This window comes from Pseudomonas sp. P9_31 (genome assembly GCF_034008235.1).
Taxonomy (GTDB): Bacteria; Pseudomonadota; Gammaproteobacteria; order Pseudomonadales; family Pseudomonadaceae; genus Aquipseudomonas.
In genome coordinates, this window is record NZ_CP125375.1 from 3247237 (window position 1) to 3264224 (window position 16988).

General features: G+C 56.4%; 13 protein-coding genes. 7 read left to right on the top strand and 6 right to left on the bottom strand.

Features of this window, described 5'->3' with window-relative positions; genetic code table 11:
* Positions 1-472: 472 nt before the first annotated feature.
* Positions 473-994 carry an N-acetyltransferase gene (locus QMK51_RS14310; protein ID WP_320390616.1) on the top strand — a complete coding sequence of 174 codons (522 nt, stop codon included), beginning with the start codon at positions 473-475 and terminating at the stop codon, positions 992-994.
* Between the two features lie 206 nt (positions 995-1200).
* On the opposite strand, the gene QMK51_RS14315 is transcribed toward QMK51_RS14310, so the two are convergent.
* Both QMK51_RS14315 and QMK51_RS14320 read right to left on the bottom strand, forming a co-directional pair.
* The gene (locus QMK51_RS14315; protein WP_320390617.1) at positions 1201-1731 is read right to left on the bottom strand and encodes a DUF2867 domain-containing protein; all 531 of its coding nucleotides are present in this window, start codon (positions 1729-1731) and stop codon (positions 1201-1203) included.
* Positions 1732-1969: 238 nt separating this feature from the next.
* Positions 1970-2590 carry a DJ-1/PfpI family protein gene (locus tag QMK51_RS14320; protein WP_258700598.1) on the bottom strand — a complete coding sequence of 207 codons (621 nt, stop codon included), beginning with the start codon at positions 2588-2590 and terminating at the stop codon, positions 1970-1972.
* Positions 2591-2716: 126 nt separating this feature from the next.
* Between QMK51_RS14320 and QMK51_RS14325 the strand changes: the two genes are divergently transcribed.
* From QMK51_RS14325 to QMK51_RS14335, 3 genes are all read left to right on the top strand, one after another.
* On the top strand, positions 2717-3271 hold the full coding sequence (locus QMK51_RS14325; protein WP_320390618.1) for a TetR/AcrR family transcriptional regulator: 555 nt from the start codon (positions 2717-2719) through the stop codon (positions 3269-3271).
* A gap of 466 nt (positions 3272-3737) precedes the next feature.
* Complete coding sequence (locus QMK51_RS14330; protein WP_320390619.1) at positions 3738-8564, top strand: M10 family metallopeptidase C-terminal domain-containing protein; 4827 nt, start codon at positions 3738-3740, stop codon at positions 8562-8564.
* Positions 8565-9012: 448 nt separating this feature from the next.
* Positions 9013-9663: an MliC family protein gene (locus QMK51_RS14335; RefSeq protein WP_320390620.1), complete on the top strand. Its 651-nt coding sequence runs from the start codon at positions 9013-9015 to the stop codon at positions 9661-9663.
* Between the two features lie 31 nt (positions 9664-9694).
* Here the strand turns inward: QMK51_RS14335 and QMK51_RS14340 are convergent, their stop codons facing one another.
* A complete protein-coding gene (locus tag QMK51_RS14340) occupies positions 9695-10195 on the bottom strand; it encodes an Lrp/AsnC family transcriptional regulator (RefSeq protein WP_320390621.1) in 501 nt (166 codons plus the stop codon).
* 120 nt (positions 10196-10315) lie between these two features.
* Here QMK51_RS14340 and QMK51_RS14345 point away from each other — a divergent pair, with 120 nt between their 5' ends.
* The 3 genes from QMK51_RS14345 to QMK51_RS14355 all read left to right on the top strand — a co-directional run bounded on the left by QMK51_RS14345 (position 10316) and on the right by QMK51_RS14355 (position 14030).
* Positions 10316-11350, top strand: coding sequence for a histone deacetylase family protein (locus QMK51_RS14345; protein WP_320390622.1), 1035 nt, complete (start codon positions 10316-10318; stop codon positions 11348-11350).
* A 52-nt stretch (positions 11351-11402) separates the two neighbouring features.
* Positions 11403-12491, top strand: a complete 1089-nt coding sequence (locus QMK51_RS14350; RefSeq protein ID WP_320390623.1) for an ornithine cyclodeaminase — start codon at positions 11403-11405, stop codon at positions 12489-12491.
* A gap of 123 nt (positions 12492-12614) precedes the next feature.
* A complete protein-coding gene (locus QMK51_RS14355) occupies positions 12615-14030 on the top strand; it encodes an amino acid permease (protein WP_320390624.1) in 1416 nt (471 codons plus the stop codon).
* A 140-nt stretch (positions 14031-14170) separates the two neighbouring features.
* Here the strand turns inward: QMK51_RS14355 and QMK51_RS14360 are convergent, their stop codons facing one another.
* The 3 genes from QMK51_RS14360 to QMK51_RS14370 form a co-directional block, all read right to left on the bottom strand.
* Positions 14171-14512, bottom strand: a complete 342-nt coding sequence (locus tag QMK51_RS14360; RefSeq protein WP_320390625.1) for a hypothetical protein — start codon at positions 14510-14512, stop codon at positions 14171-14173.
* Positions 14513-14591: 79 nt separating this feature from the next.
* Positions 14592-15236 (bottom strand): ATPase, encoded by a 645-nt coding sequence (locus QMK51_RS14365; RefSeq protein WP_320390626.1) that lies wholly within the window; start codon positions 15234-15236, stop codon positions 14592-14594.
* Positions 15237-15433: 197 nt separating this feature from the next.
* The gene (locus tag QMK51_RS14370) at positions 15434-16936 is read right to left on the bottom strand and encodes a sensor domain-containing diguanylate cyclase (protein ID WP_320390627.1); all 1503 of its coding nucleotides are present in this window, start codon (positions 16934-16936) and stop codon (positions 15434-15436) included.
* Positions 16937-16988 lie beyond the last annotated feature (52 nt).

The window sequence follows — 16988 nt, forward strand, 5'->3', positions numbered from 1 at the left end:
GGACGTGTTGACGCTTAGCGAATATCATCCCAAGGATACCCATTACTGGTCATTAGATGCTCCGATCGCACCACTCTACTTCCCCTACAATCTATGTAAAATTTCTGAATGTTCTATTTGCGGTCGCTGTTTTTTACGCTACACCGAGAGCGGGGCTTACCATATTGAGCATAGGATTCGGAGCCTAGACCCTTCCCTAATCATTAATGCGCCTTTACCTCAGATAGCTTGAAGCCTCCAGGTCAGCTGTGACATCACCTCACGGCTGCGCCTGAAAAGTTGTGGGGTGGATTCAGCTCTTCGGTCGGTATGGCTTTCGACGCAGCGGGTAATCTCTATGTTGCGGAATGGAGCGCCGAACGTGTATCCAAGATCAGTCTGAGCGGCAAGCATTCGATCTTTCCAGAAGGTCTTCTCGAACCCTCCGGCATGGCGTGATGCCCGTGTGTATACAAATAAACCGGTGAGAAATATGATCAATATTCGTGAAGCTACTAAAGCCGACCTAGATGTTCTACGTGAAATCGGCTGTGAGACCTACCAAGAGCATTTTTCGGACATCTGGTCTCTCTCCGGCATGCAGGGCTTCCTTAATCAAGACTTTTCCCCTAACTCGCTCGGCAAATCACTCGAATCCTCCGCTTGCCATTTGTGGCTTATAGCCTCAGACGAAAGCGGTAGGGTCGTAGGCTTTTCCAAAGTTAACTGGTCAACGCCTGCGCCTTTAACTGGCGAATTGGGCGCGGAGCTTCAAAAAATTTACTTTCTCAAATCCGAAGCAGGACGAGGATATGGAAAACAACTCCTGCACTTCATTTGCAGCCGAGCGATAGAGCGCGGAGAACGCTTGCTGTGGCTTGACGTACTCAAGACCAACTCAAATGCGCGGCGATTCTATGAGGGTTTCGGTTTCCAAGAAATCGGTGAAATCCCTTTCAAAACTGACCTGATTGAAATTGGAATGATAGCAATGGCATGTGAACTTTTCCGATAGGCATATTCGATGACCTCCCTGTCGGTTGGTTGTCATAAGCGACAACGCGGAAAAAGCCAGATGACTTTCCGGACACTTACGACGATCGGGGGCTCAGGCAACGATATGCGCCGCTGTTGGTAGTTGGTTTCATGGCTGGCAAAAGCTATTTTCCTGGTAACTGTCCGGCCGACTCAGAAGAAAACTCACCGCGCAGCGCTCTCAGCCTAGGGGCAGGTAGCCAGAGGCCAACCGACGCGCGCTGCACGCAGGAGGCTGGCCTTAACAACCAAGCGGTGAAATGGGGCAATAACGAAGATGTAGGCCCGACCTAGACGGTTGTGGCACTGGACCACGGTTGAAACAACGAGTTGGCGACTGCCTTCTGGCTCTGTCTCTCCAGAACACAGAATCGATATCCGGAAGTCGAGGTGCTTGTCGTCCTCTCCCAACACGATTTCAGTCTGGTTCGTGCTGTAGACCTTGAAGATTCCAATCCGATTAGCAAGTGATGCCAAGTGTTTGGCTGTCTTGAGACCGAAACAGGCAACGATAGTGTCTCGGACTTTCATGAGCCATCCGATCCAGGATGGCTGATGGGAAAAGATGAATCGAGCCAGCAAATCTGGATTGCCAGATGTGCCCGCAGGGAGCCGAATCGCAAAAGCATCCGCTAGGTTCATCGACTTGTAAAAGTGGGAGATGCCGGACCTCGAGGGGACTGGCACGGAGGTAATGAGCTCGAACTCTCTGGGCATCGGGGATCTCTCCTGAGATCTAACTACTAATTAGGCGGCATGCCATGTCACGTTTCTTGTTGCAATGGCTTGTCGTATAACACGCCTCGTCGCCCTGTCAGTGCTTTTCTAGTTTAAAAGTGACGGTTACCGACTTTCAAGCCGGACAGGGACAACCGCGCTCACTGCTCATTCCCAAGCACACGAGGTATCTGCATAGTGGAGGATGAGGTCCAGAGCCTCGCTGAGCGAGCATGGATTAACTGGATGTTGTTGAGGCGCCAACTTCTCCTTGTCGGATACTGAGCCCGATCAAGGCATCATAGAGCTCTTGCTGCCCAGCTGGCAGAACAGGGAGCAACGTCGCACGGCGCTTGTCGACATCGAACCAGGATTCAACCAACCATCCCACCAGATAGAGCGCCGAAAGGCATCCGCCAGCGGTTGCAACGTTCCCCTGGCATACAAGAGGCTGGTCCATGGGCTCAAGTCCCAGAGCTTGCAAGCCCGATCGTGCATCCGGGTGTGTAGTTGCCTGGCCGCTGAGCAGCCCAAGCCGTTCGAGAATGAAAGCTCCGGCGCATATGGAGCCGATTCGCTGGCGTCTGGAGTCAAGTTCAAACGACGGCAGGAAATCTGGGGCGGCAAGTGCAGCGGGTACCCCTTCCTTGCCGCTGACGAACAATACCGCGTCGGCACTATTGGCCTCGGAAAGCGGACCGTGCACCGAAACAGGCAGGCCGTGCGCCGATCGCACGATAGAGCTAGAACCCAATATTCGGACGTGCCAGTCCTCAGTGTTGCGGCCTAAAATGTCCCACATCAGGAATAGGTCGATATCAGTGAATTGGTCGAAAGCAACCAGAACGATTTTCTTCAAGGCGAGCTCCATGAAAAGTGCTGGCGTGCAAAACGCAACGGCCATCTTTGCTGGTGTTCGCAGCGTATCAACCGGTTGCGCACCATACACAGTCTGTATGGCGCTAAATATGGAGCGAAATAGCTGGTGAGAAAACTAACTCGTAACCATTGGATCGCGGCTGGTTTTGAGGCCCTCGACCAAATAGGGCATATTGGCGTTTCGGCCGAGAGTCTATCGCGCCGATTGAATGTGACCCGCGGATCGTTCTATCACCATTTCCGCAATCGCGAAGACTTTGTCCGCACCTTGCTGGCCGCTTGGGAAGAAGACTACACGGAGCGCATGCTCGCTTATGCGGCGCAGGGTCGTAGCGCGGGCGAAACCTTGAAACGCTACTTGAGTATTGCCGCTGAGAAACAACCTGGGCGGGAAGTTTCCATCCGAGCCTGGTCGCTGCACGATCCGTTGGTAGGCGAGTTCCAGCAGCGTGTTGACGCAAGACGACTGGACTTCGCGATACGGACGTGCCGCCGCTTGGTCCATATGCCAGGTGAAGCAGAAGTGATTGGTCAGGTGGCCCATCTGTGCCTGATTGGTGGTCAACAGGCAGGGCTGCGGCGTGATGCCGCTCGCTTCAACAGTTTCCTGCATCGAGCCTTTTCACTTTTCGAAGGGGCTCTTCCACCGTGGCGGGCCTAAGTCATGTGGAGCACGATCAATCATGGCCTTTTACACTTGTGGATCATGTGGAGCATTTCCTCCGGCTAGCACCGAAGATGAGACCTGAGATCGAGTTTTTTTAAAGCACGCCAAAAATCCAACCTCAACGGCAGCTAAAATCTCGACAGCACTCAACTCCGTCACCGAATGGCTGCTTGAACGCCATTCCCTTCAAGGCAAGCTGCCTAGCTAACGCGATCTACCAATCTCCAGCTCTAGTGCACGCCATTGGTCTCCCACAGCACCATCGCTCGCGACCGAAGCAGGCGTCAACAAACTGTTACTTTTTTGAAACACCTCTCCAGCCACTGATCAGTTAGTCCGGTTTTTTGACACATCCCCGATATGTGGTCATAACTTTTGCACTCCGCTGGGTCAAAACACGGTGGTTGTCGATGGAATATTGGCATCTTCCGAGGTTTTGGCCTGATACGGAGATAAGCTCATGATTTTCAACGCACAAAATTTTGGCGCCAAAGGAGATGGCATCACTGACGACACAGCGGCGATACAAAGAGCAATTGATGCGGCGGCTGCCGCAGGCGGGGGGCAGGTGTATATGCCGACCGGAACTTACATCGTTTCGGGAGGAGTGGAACCTTCCGACGGTTGCCTGATGCTCAAGAGCAACGTCTACCTGTACGGCGACGGCATGGGCGCAACCACCGTCAAGGTGGCTGACGGCTCCGACACCAAGATCACGGGAGTCATCCGCTCCGCCTATGGCGAGGAAACCCACGACTTCGGCGTCAGCAACCTCACCATCGACGGCAACCGTGACAGCACTACGGGCAAGATCGACGGTTGGTTCAACGGCTACATTCCCGGCGAAGCTGGCTACGACTCCAACGTTACCCTCGACAGCGTCGAGATCAAGGATTGCTCCGGGTACGGTTTCGACCCCCACGAGCAGACCGTCAACATGGTCATCAAGAACAGCGTGTCCCACGGCAACGGCTTGGACGGCTTCGTTGCTGACTTCCTCAGCAACAGCACCTTCGAAAACAACATCGCCTACGACAACGACCGCCACGGTTTCAACGTCGTCACCAGCACCCACGATTTCACCATGACCAATAACGTCGCCTACGACAACGGCGGCAATGGCATCGTGGTGCAACGCGGCAGTGAGGACATCCCCTCCCCCACAAACATCACCATCACCGGTGGCGAGGTGTACAGCAACGGCGCCGAGGGAGTGCTGATCAAACTGTCCAGCGAGGTGACCGTCAGCAGCGTCGACATTCACGACAACGCCAGCGACGGGGTCCGCATCTACGGCAGCAACCACGTCGAGATCATCGACAACACGCTCAACAACAACGCCCTGGGCAACCCCGTACCGGAGATCATCATCCAGTCCTACAACGACACCCTGGGCGTGTCCGGCAAGTACTTCAACGGCAGCGATAACACCATCCAGGGCAACATCATCACCGGCAGCAACCTGTCGACCTACGGCGTCGCCGAACGCAACGAAGACGGCACCGATCGCAACGCCATTATCGGCAACACCATCAGCCACACCAGCAACGGCGCCACGCTGGTCTATGGTGACGGCAGTTACGTCAGCGACACGGTGCCGATGATCACCGTGCAAGGTACCGCTGGCAACGACACCCTGCTGGGCAGCGCCGCCAGCGAGATTTTCTACGGCGGAGCCGGCAACGACACCATCGATGGCGGGGCCGGTGGCGACATTCTGGTGGGTGGTGCAGGCATCGACAAACTCACCGGCGGTACCGGCGCCGATACGTTCCGTTTCGCCATTCAGTCCGACAGTTACCGCAACGCAACCGCAAGCTTCGATGACACCATCACCGACTTCGACGTCACTCAGGACAAGATCGACTTCGCCGGTCTCGGTTTCACCGGCCTGGGCAATGGTCATGGCGGTACCCTGCAGGTCAGCTACAGCGCCAGCAGCAACCGCACCTACATCAAGGACTACGATGCCGACGCCAGCGGCAATCGCTTCGAGTTGATGCTCTCGGGCAACCTCGCCAGCGCCCTGACCGTCAGCCATTTCATCTTCAATCATGTGGTCACCGGCACCAGCGGCAGCGACTCGCTGTTGGGTAGCGATTCAGCCGACACCCTGCTCGGCCTGGCGGGTAACGACAGCCTCAGTGGCGGCGCCGGCGACGACAAGCTCGACGGCGGTGCCGGTATGGACACCCTCACCGGTGGCTCCGGAGTGGACACCTTTGTGTTCTCCAATCGCCTGGACAGTTACCGCAACTACAACACCGGCGGTGCCAACCTTGGCGACCTGATCACCGATTTCGATATCACCGCCGACAAGATCGACCTCTCGGCCATGGGTTTCACCGGCCTGGGGGATGGCAAGAACAATACCGTGTACGTGGTGCTTAATAGTGCCGGCACCAAGACCTACATCAAGTCCCTGACCGCCGACGCCGATGGCAACCGCTTCGAAGTGGCACTGGACGGCAACTACCTCGACAAGCTGACCGGCGCCAACTTCGTCTTCGCCTCGTCGTCACCGACCAACCATGCTCCGGTGCTGGCCACGCCGCTGCTGGACCAGAACGCAACCGAAAACGCTCCGTTCAGCTACGCGGTGCCGGCCACCAGCTTCACCGATCCGGATAATGACGGCCTCAACTACACCGCGACCCTGGCCGATGGCAGCGCCCTGCCCCCGTGGCTGAGCTTCAATGCCACCAACCTGACCTTCACCGGCACGCCGACCAACACCGCGTCCGGCAATTACAACGTGCTGGTCAAAGCCATGGACCCGGCCGGTGCATCGGTCAGCGACAGCTTTGCCCTGGTCGTGGCCGATGCGCCCGCCAACACCATCACCGGCACCAACAACGCCGAAACCCTCAACGGCACGGCAGGTGCAGACCTGATCCTCGGCCTCGGTGGCAACGACACGATCAAGGCCGGCACTGGCGCCGACACCATCGACGGCGGCGACGGACGCGACTCGCTGTACGGCGGCGACGGTGCCGACACCTTCCGCTACACCAACGTACTCGACAGCTACCGCGACTACGACACGGGTGGTATCACGGCCACCGACACGATTTATGACTTCACTGCGGGCGTCGACAAGATCGATGTTTCAAGTCTGGGCTTTCTCGGTCTCGGCGATGGCCGCAATGGCACGTTGTACATCACCCTCAACGCGGCCGGCGACAAGACCTACATCAAGTCCGCCGAAGCGGATGCCGATGGCAATCGTTTTGAAATCGCCCTCAACGGCAACTACCTCAACACCCTGACCGCCAGCGACTTCGTGTTCGGCGAGAGCACCCAGCAGGGCATCCTCTACCTGCCCACCCTCGGCCAATCCAATGCGCGCCTGCTGCGCATGACGGAGGACGACAATCAGTCCGGCACCTCGATGCTGGTCAACGACCTGGACCGCTACACCCCCTATGACGTGCGCAGCCAGTTCACCGATGCCAATGGCAACGGCATCGACATCGCGGTGGGCGGCAGCACGGTCACCGGCCTGTCAACGCTCAGCGCCGAGGAACTCAAGTTGTGCTGGTGGTTGACCGACACCGACCAACCCGGGGCTGCGCTGTTGCGAGCGGTGACGCTGCTGCGCGACCAGCGCACCGAACTGCAATCCATCGATAACGTCACCATGGGCATCATTTGGGGCCAGGGCGAGGAAGCCGCCCAGGAGATCGGCCGCGCCACGGACAAAGCAGCGGCAGCAGCGGCCTACAAGGCCGCGACCCTGAAAGTGTTTGATTACCTGCATGCCCAGTTCGGCAACTTCACTGTGTACATGATGGAAACCGGTCATTACGAGCAGGACGCGGCGCGTGCCCGTGGTTATTCGGAAGAAAAGATTGCCTCCATCGTCGAGGGGGTTGGCTATGTCCACGCCGCCCAGGAAGCCATCGCCGCCGAGCGCGCCGACGTCAATCTGGCAGTGGACTACACCGACCTTCCCTTGCGCCACGAAGTCGATCCAATGGCGTATCCCGACGACGTCTGGCACCTGCACGAGGAATCGGCGGAGATCGTCGGCCAGCGCCTGGCCGACTACATTGCCAATGACCTTGGCTTCCAGGGCAACCCCAACGACAACAACAGCGTGCAGGACATTTTCGACAACGCTCAGAACCTGATTTCCGGTACCGACCAGGCGGATACCCTGGTGGGCACCTCGGGCAATGACACACTGGATGGTCACCTGGGCGCCGACACCATGACCGGAGGCGATGGCAACGACGTCTATGTGGTCGAAAGCGCGTTCGACCGCGTGGTGGAAACCAACACCTCGACCTCGCAGATCGATACGGTGCAGGCCTCGGTCAGCTGGACCCTGGGCGCCAATCTCGAGAACCTGGTGCTCACCGGCGTGTCGGACATCAACGGCACCGGCAATGAGCGGCACAACTTCATCACTGGCAATGCCGCCAAGAACGTGCTCGATGGTGCCGCAGGGGACGACAGCATGAGCGGCGGCGATGGCAATGACATCTACTATGTCGACAACGCCGACGACGCCGTGATCGAGATCAACAGCAATGCGGTGTCTGGTGGGATCGACAGCGTGCACAGCAGCCTGGCGGCCTACACCCTCGGCAACAACGTCGAGCGTCTGTATATCGATAGCACTGGCGCCGCCAATGGTACGGGCAACACGCTGGACAACACGCTGTTCGCCGGAGCCGGCAACAACGTGCTGGACGGGCGCGATGGCAATGACACGGTGTCTTTTGAGCGCGCCCAGTCCGGCGTTACCGTCAGCCTCTCGACGTCAGTGCAACAAAACACCGTGGGTTCCGGGCTCGACACCGTGAAGCTCTTCGAAAACCTCATGGGAAGCGCCTACGCCGACAGCCTGTCAGGCAACAGCGCCGCGAACGTTCTGAACGGTGCGGCGGGCAACGATACGCTGGTGGGTGGTTCGGGCGATGACCGGTTGATCGGCGGTGCCGGCACCGACAACCTCACCGGTGGCACTGGCGCGGACACCTACGCGTTTGGTGCGCTGTCGGACATGGGCGTCGGCGCTTTGCGCGATGTGATCAACGGTTTCAAGAGCACCGAGGGCGATCATCTGGATTTCACCGGCCTGGACGCCAACCCGCAGACCGCCGCAGTCGACGCCTTCACCTTCATCGGTAGCAGCGCCTTCGACCCTGGCAACGCCACCGGCCAACTGCGCTTTGCCGATGGCATTCTCTACGGCAGTGTCGATGCCGACGCCACCCCCGAGTTCGAAATCCAATTGGTGGGCGTCCAGGAGCTGCACACCAGCGATTTCACAGCCTGAGTCAAGCTCGCCCACAGGGGATTTGCAGTTCCCGAAAGATCAAAGACCAACACAGACAAAGTCGGGGTATAGATGTGTCAGAGCGGAACTTGGACCAAAACCACCGCCGCCCTTCCCCTCATTTACCCCAAGGAATGAGCAAGAGCGTGATGAACTGCTGCACAACTTTCTGGGTGGGGCTATAGATCGTTTGCTGGAAACGGGGCGCAAACGTTATCCAGCCTTACCCTGTAAAGTAGTGGTAGACGTCTGACTGATTTTCTCCTCACACCATAGAGGTAACGCAGCATGAACCGACCGTCTGGCGCCGATACTGGACCAAGCGGTATGGCAAGTTCTGAGCACTGACTTACACTGCGATACACCAATGCGAACAGAATAACTGTTCAACGCATCGATAAATCCCACGGCAATCCGGGCATCACGTAATGATCTGGGTGAAGCCAACATGAAAACGGTCACGGCCCTTTTCACCTGTCTACTCGCTGCCAGCGTATGCGCGGCGGCGAGCACCTGTGTCAGGGCTGCGCCAACCTTCAAGACCAGCTTCGATTGTGCCGAGACAAAGGCGTCCGTCGAAAAGCTGATCTGTCGCGATCCGCAACTGGCGCAGATGGATATCGAACTGACGCGTCTTTATCGCCTCGCGCTCACGGATGAGCATTCAGTGCCGCGTCCAGACAAGGTCATGATCGACCAGCAGTTCTGGATTGATGCCCGCAATCAGTGTGCCTCCGAGCCTGCGCCCAAGGCGTGCACGATCCGCAGTTATGCCGAGCGCGCGCACCAGCTGCGCCAAGGCTCGGCCATTGTGAGAACCAAGGACCCAGACAGACTCACCGAAGGCCCATTGGCTTTTCGTTGTACAGGGCTTAACTCGCTGATTGCCGCTACCTTCTTTACCACGCAGCCTGGTGTCGTGTACCTGAAATGGGCAAATACCTCGATCGTCCTGAGCCAGGAACAGAGTGATTCGGGAACCCGATACACCGGCAAGGATTACCAGGGGAACTACAGCTTCTGGCAAGACGGCAACGTGGTCCTTTTCCAGAAGCCAGGCTCAGGGCAAGTGAGTTGTACGGCCGAGCCGGTCGGCTGAGTTCTCTGGCTGGGCGCTTCAGCACGCCGGCTTACTGCTTTGTCCGCCCCGGAATGGCGATACGACTGGTCGTTTTGACCTCACGCAACGCAAGACTTGATTGGATAGACGCTATACCGAGCTGTCGCCTCAATACGCTCTCGACAAAGTCACTGTAACTATCAAGATCCTGAGCCAGCACTTGCAGAAGGTAATCGGCATCCCCTGTGATCTTGTGACAAGACAAGACCTCCGGGAGCTGCATGATGACGGCTTCAAAGGCCTCGGGGGTGTGGTCGGTGTGCGTGGCAAAGCGGATATGCACGAACGCCATGATGTCCAGTCCCAGCTTCCTCCGATCCAGGTTTGCCTGATAATCCTTGATCACGCCCTCCTCTTCCAATCTCTTGCGCCGCCTCCAGCATGGAGTAAGGCTTAACGACAGACGCTCACTCAACTCGGCGTTGGAAATGCTGGCGTCTTCCTGCAACAAGGCAAGGATGGAAAGGTCGGTATCGTCAAGCACAGCGCGATGAGTATTTTTTTTCTGCATAGTGCCATCCAAGGGTAAATAATCCCGATTACGCTAGCAGGGCGAGAACAAAAAGCAAAGAAAGTGCATCCGTACCAGAACAAACTATTGGCACTGGACCACCATGACGGATGCTTATAAATGCTTACAGTTTTCAGCGATTCCCATCGCTTGCACCATGGGACCGAATTAAAGGACGGCGTTCTCAAACCTTCTTTCGAACAGCCAAGCCGAGCGGATACCGTTCGCGACCGGGTCCAGCACGTTGGGCTCGGCGATATCATCGTCCCGCGAACGTTTGACCGGGCGTGCTACGTCAATGCACACAGTGAGCGCTATGTTTCCTTTCTGGAAACCGCGTGGTCTGAATGGACGGCAACCGGTCGGGAGCACGACGCCCTTCCCCTGGTCTGGCCGGTGCGCGACTTGTCCAATGAACAAGTCCCGGAGTTCATTGATGGCAAGCTCGGTTTCTTTGCCATGGATGCCGGCTCGCCGATCACCGCGACCACCTGGGAAGCCGTCAAAACCAGCGCGGACGTTGCACTCACTGGACTGTCGTTGATCAACGAAGGCCAAAACAGCGCCTTTGCCCTGTGTCGTCCGCCCGGACACCATGCCGCTCGTGAATACATGGGAGGCTACTGCTATCTGAACAACGCGGCCATCGCCGCGCAACATGCACTGACTCAAGGTGCTAAACGTGTCGCGGTGCTGGACGTCGACTTCCATCATGGCAACGGGACGCAGAATATTTTCTACGATCGCAACGATGTGATGTTTGCATCCCTGCATGGCGACCCGTTGGTTTCTTATCCTTATTATTCAGGTTTCAGTTCCGAGTGCGGTACAGGTGCCGGCGAAGGTTATAACCTGAATTATCCTTTGCCGAAAAATACGACGTGGCAGAGCTACCAAAACGCCCTGATTCACGCCTGTAAAAAACTTCGGAGCTTCTCGCCCGAGTTGTTAGTCATTTCCTTGGGCGTCGACACATTCAAAGACGATCCGATCAGCCACTTTCTTCTGGAAAGTCAGGACTTCTTTGGCATGGGTGAAATCATCGCCTCTGTTGGCGCCCCCACGCTCTTCGTCATGGAGGGCGGATACATGGTAGATGAAATCGGAATCAATGCGGTCAACGTACTTCATGGATATGAGAGTAAACAATCCTGAGTTTTGGCGACCGATACAACTTCCTTCGGCTTACATCCAGAGAGAAATACACATGACTCTATTCATCGACGTTGATCATGCTGCCACGCTATTTCGCAAAATTGGTATCGGTCAGGCCATCACGCAAATGGCCAACTACATCAAGGCTGATTATTGCCGCTGGGCTGACTTCGATAAATCCCCACGTACCGCCAATCACTCCATTTGCGGGGTTATCGAACTGATGCCGACTGACGATGGCAAACAGTATTCATTCAAATACGTAAACGGCCACCCAGGAAATGCGGGCAACAACCTGCTGACAGTCATGGCCTTTGGTGTTTTGGCGGACGTCGATAGCGGATACCCTTCAGTCCTCAGCGAACTCACCCTGACCACCGCGGTTCGCACAGCGGCAACGTCCGCCCTGGTAGCCCAGTCCTTGGCACGCAAGGATTCGACACGCATGGCCATTATCGGAAATGGCGCCCAGAGCGAATTCCAGGCCATTGCCTTTTATGAATTGCTCGGGATCAACGAGGTGCGGATATTTGATATCGACAGCGCTGCTTCATTGAAGTTGAAACAAAATCTGGAACGCTACACCGGCATTCAAGTCATCGTAGCGTCCTCGGTGCATGAAGCCGTCAAAGGCGTCGACATCATCACCACAGTCACGGCGGACAAGGCCTACGCGACAATCTTGACGCCGGACATGATCGAGCCTGGCATGCATATCAACGCGGTTGGCGGCGACTGCCCCGGGAAAACCGAACTTCACGCCGATATCCTGCGCAACGCCCGGATCATTGTCGAGTTTGAACCGCAGACGCGCATTGAAGGCGACATTCAGCAACTGGACGCTGACTTTCCCGTCATCGAATATTTTCGCATCGTTCGGGATAACGAACCAGGCCGAGAAAACGACACGCAAGTCACGGTGTTCGACTCGGTGGGGTTTGCGCTTGAAGACTTTTCCTCACTTCGTTATTTGCATGACCAGGCTAGAAAATACGCGATCGGCAAGAAAATCCATCTTGTACCCACGCCTGCCAATATCAAGAACCTGTATCAATTGATTGAGGGAAACTCTGATTCTTCATCAGCGTCGTCCACGCAAAAACAGCAGCTGGCAGCAAGCCACGAACACGTTACTAATTAACCGATACTGCAAGCGCTTAACCACTTTCCTGATCGACAAGGCCTAACGGCGAATTTACAACAATAAAACGCACACACTATTTCTCTGCCAAAACTCAAAAACATAAAATCAAGAGGTTTTGTGATGAAATCAGATACGCATCAAATAACGGAACAACCCGCATTACAGCGCACACTCAGCAACCGCCACATTCAACTAATGGCCATGGGCGGTGCCATTGGTACGGGGTTGTTCATGGGCTCCGGCAAGATCATCGCCCTGTCCGGCACCTCGATCATACTTATCTATATGATCATCGGTCTTTTTGTTTACTTCGTCATGCGAGCCATGGGAGAGCTGCTTTTATCCAACTTGAATTTCAAAAGTTTTGCTGACTTTGCCGGGGCCTACCTCGGCCCGCGTGCGGCCTTCTTTCTCGGTTGGTCATACTGGTTGAGCTGGAGCGTGGCCGTTGTGGGAGATGCCGTGGTCGTCGGGGGCTTCTTTCAATACTGGTTCCCTGATGTACCGGCCTGGATACCCGCCATCGGCATGATGCTGACCCTGTTTGCCTTGAATGTGCTCACCGTCAAACTGTTCGGCGAGGTTGAATTCTGGTTCGCGATCATCAAGATAATCGCAGTCGTCGCGCTGATCTGCGTCAGTGTGCTGCTGATTGCCAGCTCCTTCGTTTCACCCACGGGAGTAGCGGCTTCCCTGACGCACCTGCTGGACAAGCAGGCGGCCTTTCCCAACGGCCTGTTCGGCTTCTTCGCCGGTTTTCAGATGGCGATCTTTTCGTTCGCGGGCACGGAATTGATCGGCACCGCGGCCGCCGAAACCAAGTCGCCCGAAAAGACGTTGCCCAAAGCCATCAATTCCATACCGCTCAGGATCATCCTTTTTTATGTTCTGTCCCTGGTCTGCATCATCGCGGTGACCTCATGGCAGCAGGTATCACCCAACAAAAGTCCTTTTGTCGAACTGTTCCTGATCGCGGGTTTTCCAGCGGCGGCCGGCATTGTGAACTTTGTGGTGCTGACCTCTGCGGCATCATCTGCCAACAGCGGCGTCTTCTCGTCCAGCCGCATGTTGTTCGGCCTGGCCGACCTGGGCAATGCCCCCGGTATCTTCAGACGGCTTTCGAAAAACAGTGTTCCGCTTATCAGCCTGGCCTTCACGACCTTTCTGATGCTGCTGGGGGTACTGCTGCTGTTCATCATCCCTGAAGTCATGACCGCCTTTACCATCGTGTCGACAGTGTCGGCCATCCTGGTGATCTTTACCTGGTCGACCATCCTGGCGTCCTACATCGCTTATCGCAAAACAAGACCCGATCTTCATGCACAATCTCGGTACAAAATGCCTGGTGGCGTGCCGATGGCATGGTTCTCCCTCGCATTCCTTGCATTTGTGCTGTGCCTGCTTGCCCTTCGGCCAGACACCCGCCTTGCACTGTGCGTGATGCCCGCATGGTTCATTTGGTTGGCAATCGCCTACCAATTCTCACATTTCAGGAGCAGGAACCAGGCCAGCCACGCGGCCGGGCAACACAGCTGAAGTCAATGCATGGCCATGGATTGGCCATAGCTCCATTGCCCACCAGAACCCGCACGCAAAAAAAAGCCCCGCGACCGAATGAGGCGCGGGGCAAAAAATTGGTTGGTTGCGGCCAACCAAAGGAGCATTTTTAAAAGCGGTTACAGGCATTCCTGCGCGGCACGTTCGAAACTCGAAGGCATGAAGTTCGACGCCAGCAAGTGGCGCTCATACAAAAACACCTTGCCGCCGTTCGGGGCTTTGTAGGCTTCCAGAACGTTGTCCGCGGCGACTTTGCTCGGCACCACGATCCGGTAGCCGCGTTGGGTTTGCGAGACGGTCGGGCTCAGTGCGCTGCCTTGCAACTTCGGCACCACGCAATCAGCGTACTCGGCAGGCGTTTTTTTCGTCTGCAAGGTCAGCGTCGGGTTGTTCGGCGCGGAGGTGCAACCAGAGAGCAGCAAGGTGGCGAAAGCCATGGCAGGAACAAATAAAGGGCGCATCGGTGAAGTCCTGAAATAAAAGTCTGTTTCGTTGAGCAACGGTTCGGCGTCACGGTCGTTGCGATTATGGTTTTGGTGTCTAGCCAGCGGTCACCAGGGCCTTGAGTGAGTGATCGAACTGCTTCAAGGCGCTTAGTTGCAGGTCGCGTTGCTGGTCAATCTGAGCGGCAATCTCGGCTGCAGCTCTGCTGTGTACCCAGACCGAAGGCATTTGTTTCTCGACGGCGCCTTCGGCCTTGCCGATGTATTGCAGGTTGGCGTCGTAGAACCGCGCGGCGAAACGGGCCTCGACCTGACTGTTGCGTTGGGTCAGCAGGCGGTTATGCGTATCGAGCATCACCACCACGTCCGGATGGGCCCGCACCAGTGCATCGAGGTTGTCGTAGACCGTGACGGACAGGAACTGCTGCTGCAACGAGTTCATCAGCCAGTCAATTGCCAGCTCCGGGTCGGAGCTGTTGATGAACGCGTCACGAATCCGCGCATCCAGCGCATCGCGCGCGCCGTTCACCGCCACATCGTGGTAACGCTCAAGGTATTGCAGGTTGTCCTGGGTGTTTTCGCTGTACAGCACACCCACGGTTTGCGAATGCTGCAACCCGGTGCTGGCGCCGGCGATGGGCAGAAAATGGCACGGTTGGGCGTCGTCTGCGCAGGCAGTTGCAGCAGTAACAACCCCGCCCATCAACAGGGCGACAATTGCCAGTCGGGTCAATGTCTTCATCGCGCAAATTCCTTGAGCAGCGTCTTCGATGGAGGCGATTTTCCGCCTTTACCTGACCAAGCAGAACTTGCGTTTCTTGATTGTCACTATTACTTGAACCGATAGTTGCGCCGCGTGCAGATTGCTCACACTCAATCACAACGACAAAACACGGCTTCAGTTCTTGCGTTCGTTCTTTCCTCCAGGTGCCTCCTCGATCACGCGACGCTCAGCTGATTTCTACCCTGCGACTTTGCCGAGTAAAGCGCGCGGTCTGCACGACCGATCAGTGACTTGTCATCAGGGTCGTTGCCGTCGGCGACATAAGTCGCCACCCCCAGGCTCACGGTCACGATCCCGAACGGACTCGCCAGGTGCGCCAATCCCTCGGCCGCGATACCCGACAGGATCGCCTCAGCCACCGTGCGAGCTCCAGGCCCGTCCGTATTGGGCATCACAATGGCGATTTCTTCTCCGCCGTAGCGAGCAGTCATGTCACCTGGACGACGGACACAGTGCTTGATCGCCTGACAAATCACGCGCAGACATTCGTCCCCCGCGAGATGCCCGTAGTGATCGTTGTAGCGTTTGAAAAAATCCACATCGATCAAGATCAGTGACAGAGGGCTTGCGAGTCGCTTGGAGCGTTTGAGTTCGATAGCCAGAAACTGATCGAAATGGCGGCGGTTGGCGAGACCGGTGAGCGTGTCCTCACTGGCGAGAATCTCCAGTGTCTGATTAAGCTCGATCAGCGTGGTCTGGGTGGCGAGTAATTTATTCTCTGCCCGGATACGCCGACTGATGTGGGAAATCAACCTGCGCCCCAACGCAACCAAGAGTCCCAGTAGCAGCAACACCACCGCGACAGATTGTTTTGTCTGGCTCAACCATGCTTGCATCGCCTCGGCCTGGCCCACCGCTACCGTCGTCACGACGGAGTATTGGTCGCTTCTCTTGAACGCATAGAGGCGATGGACACCATCGACTGTCGAAGCAAAGTCCGCGGTGCCTGATGAGGCGTTGCGCAAGTACTCGGAAAATATGGGCGCACGAGACAAATCACGACCGATGTCTTCCACCTGAAAGGGATACCTCACCAGCAGGCGCCCTTCGCCTGAGGTCAGGCTGATCGCGCCGAATTGCCCCACGTGAATGCTTCGATAAAGTTTGAGGAAGTGTTCGAGGCTGATGGTCGCGGCGATCACCCCGGCAAAACTGCCATCCGGGTGATCGATCCGTCGGCTGACCGAAATCACCCAGGCGCACGTGGCACGGCTGAGAATCGCCGGGCCGATAAAGATGCCGCGGTCCGCAGTGTCGCGGTGATGCTGGAAGAACGCACGATCGGCGTTGTTGCTATTGGGTGAAAACGGCCTGTTGGTCGAGAATACCCAGTCCCCTTGGGCGTCATACAGCACCACGCTGTTCAATTGCGGGAGTGCATCCATCTCTTGCTCAATCAACATGTTCAGCCGCTCGAGCTGTTCCGGGCCGCTGCCGTCTTTCTCGATCCGCTCTGTCAGGCCCAGCAGCAACACTTCACTTTGCTTGAAGGTGCCCTCGGTGTAAGTGTTGAGTGCATGGGTCAGGTTCAAGGTGTCGGTTTTGATGTCACTCAAAGTGTTCTGTCGGGCGGTCCATATCTGCCAGGCCGTCAGCAGGACCACGGAGGCACACACCAGAAAGATCAGAAAAGTGGCAAGTCGAAGATCGCGTTTCAAGGAAATACCGGGCAGTTGAATGCACATACGTCAAAGACTGCGCATTATAGAG

Bases quoted from the DNA above. Each gene is read 5' to 3' on its own strand.
- QMK51_RS14355 (WP_320390624.1), top strand. From the start codon at position 12,615: ATGAAATCAGATACGCATCAAATAACGGAACAACCCGCATTACAGCGC.
- QMK51_RS14310 (WP_320390616.1), top strand. From the start codon at position 473: ATGATCAATATTCGTGAAGCTACTAAAGCCGACCTAGATGTTCTACGT.
- QMK51_RS14335 (WP_320390620.1), top strand. From the start codon at position 9,013: ATGAAAACGGTCACGGCCCTTTTCACCTGTCTACTCGCTGCCAGCGTA.
- QMK51_RS14345 (WP_320390622.1), top strand. From the start codon at position 10,316: ATGCTTACAGTTTTCAGCGATTCCCATCGCTTGCACCATGGGACCGAA.
- QMK51_RS14365 (WP_320390626.1), bottom strand. From the start codon at position 15,236: ATGAAGACATTGACCCGACTGGCAATTGTCGCCCTGTTGATGGGCGGG.
- QMK51_RS14340 (WP_320390621.1), bottom strand. From the start codon at position 10,195: ATGCAGAAAAAAAATACTCATCGCGCTGTGCTTGACGATACCGACCTT.
- QMK51_RS14315 (WP_320390617.1), bottom strand. From the start codon at position 1,731: ATGCCCAGAGAGTTCGAGCTCATTACCTCCGTGCCAGTCCCCTCGAGG.
- QMK51_RS14360 (WP_320390625.1), bottom strand. From the start codon at position 14,512: ATGCGCCCTTTATTTGTTCCTGCCATGGCTTTCGCCACCTTGCTGCTC.
- QMK51_RS14350 (WP_320390623.1), top strand. From the start codon at position 11,403: ATGACTCTATTCATCGACGTTGATCATGCTGCCACGCTATTTCGCAAA.
- QMK51_RS14330 (WP_320390619.1), top strand. From the start codon at position 3,738: ATGATTTTCAACGCACAAAATTTTGGCGCCAAAGGAGATGGCATCACT.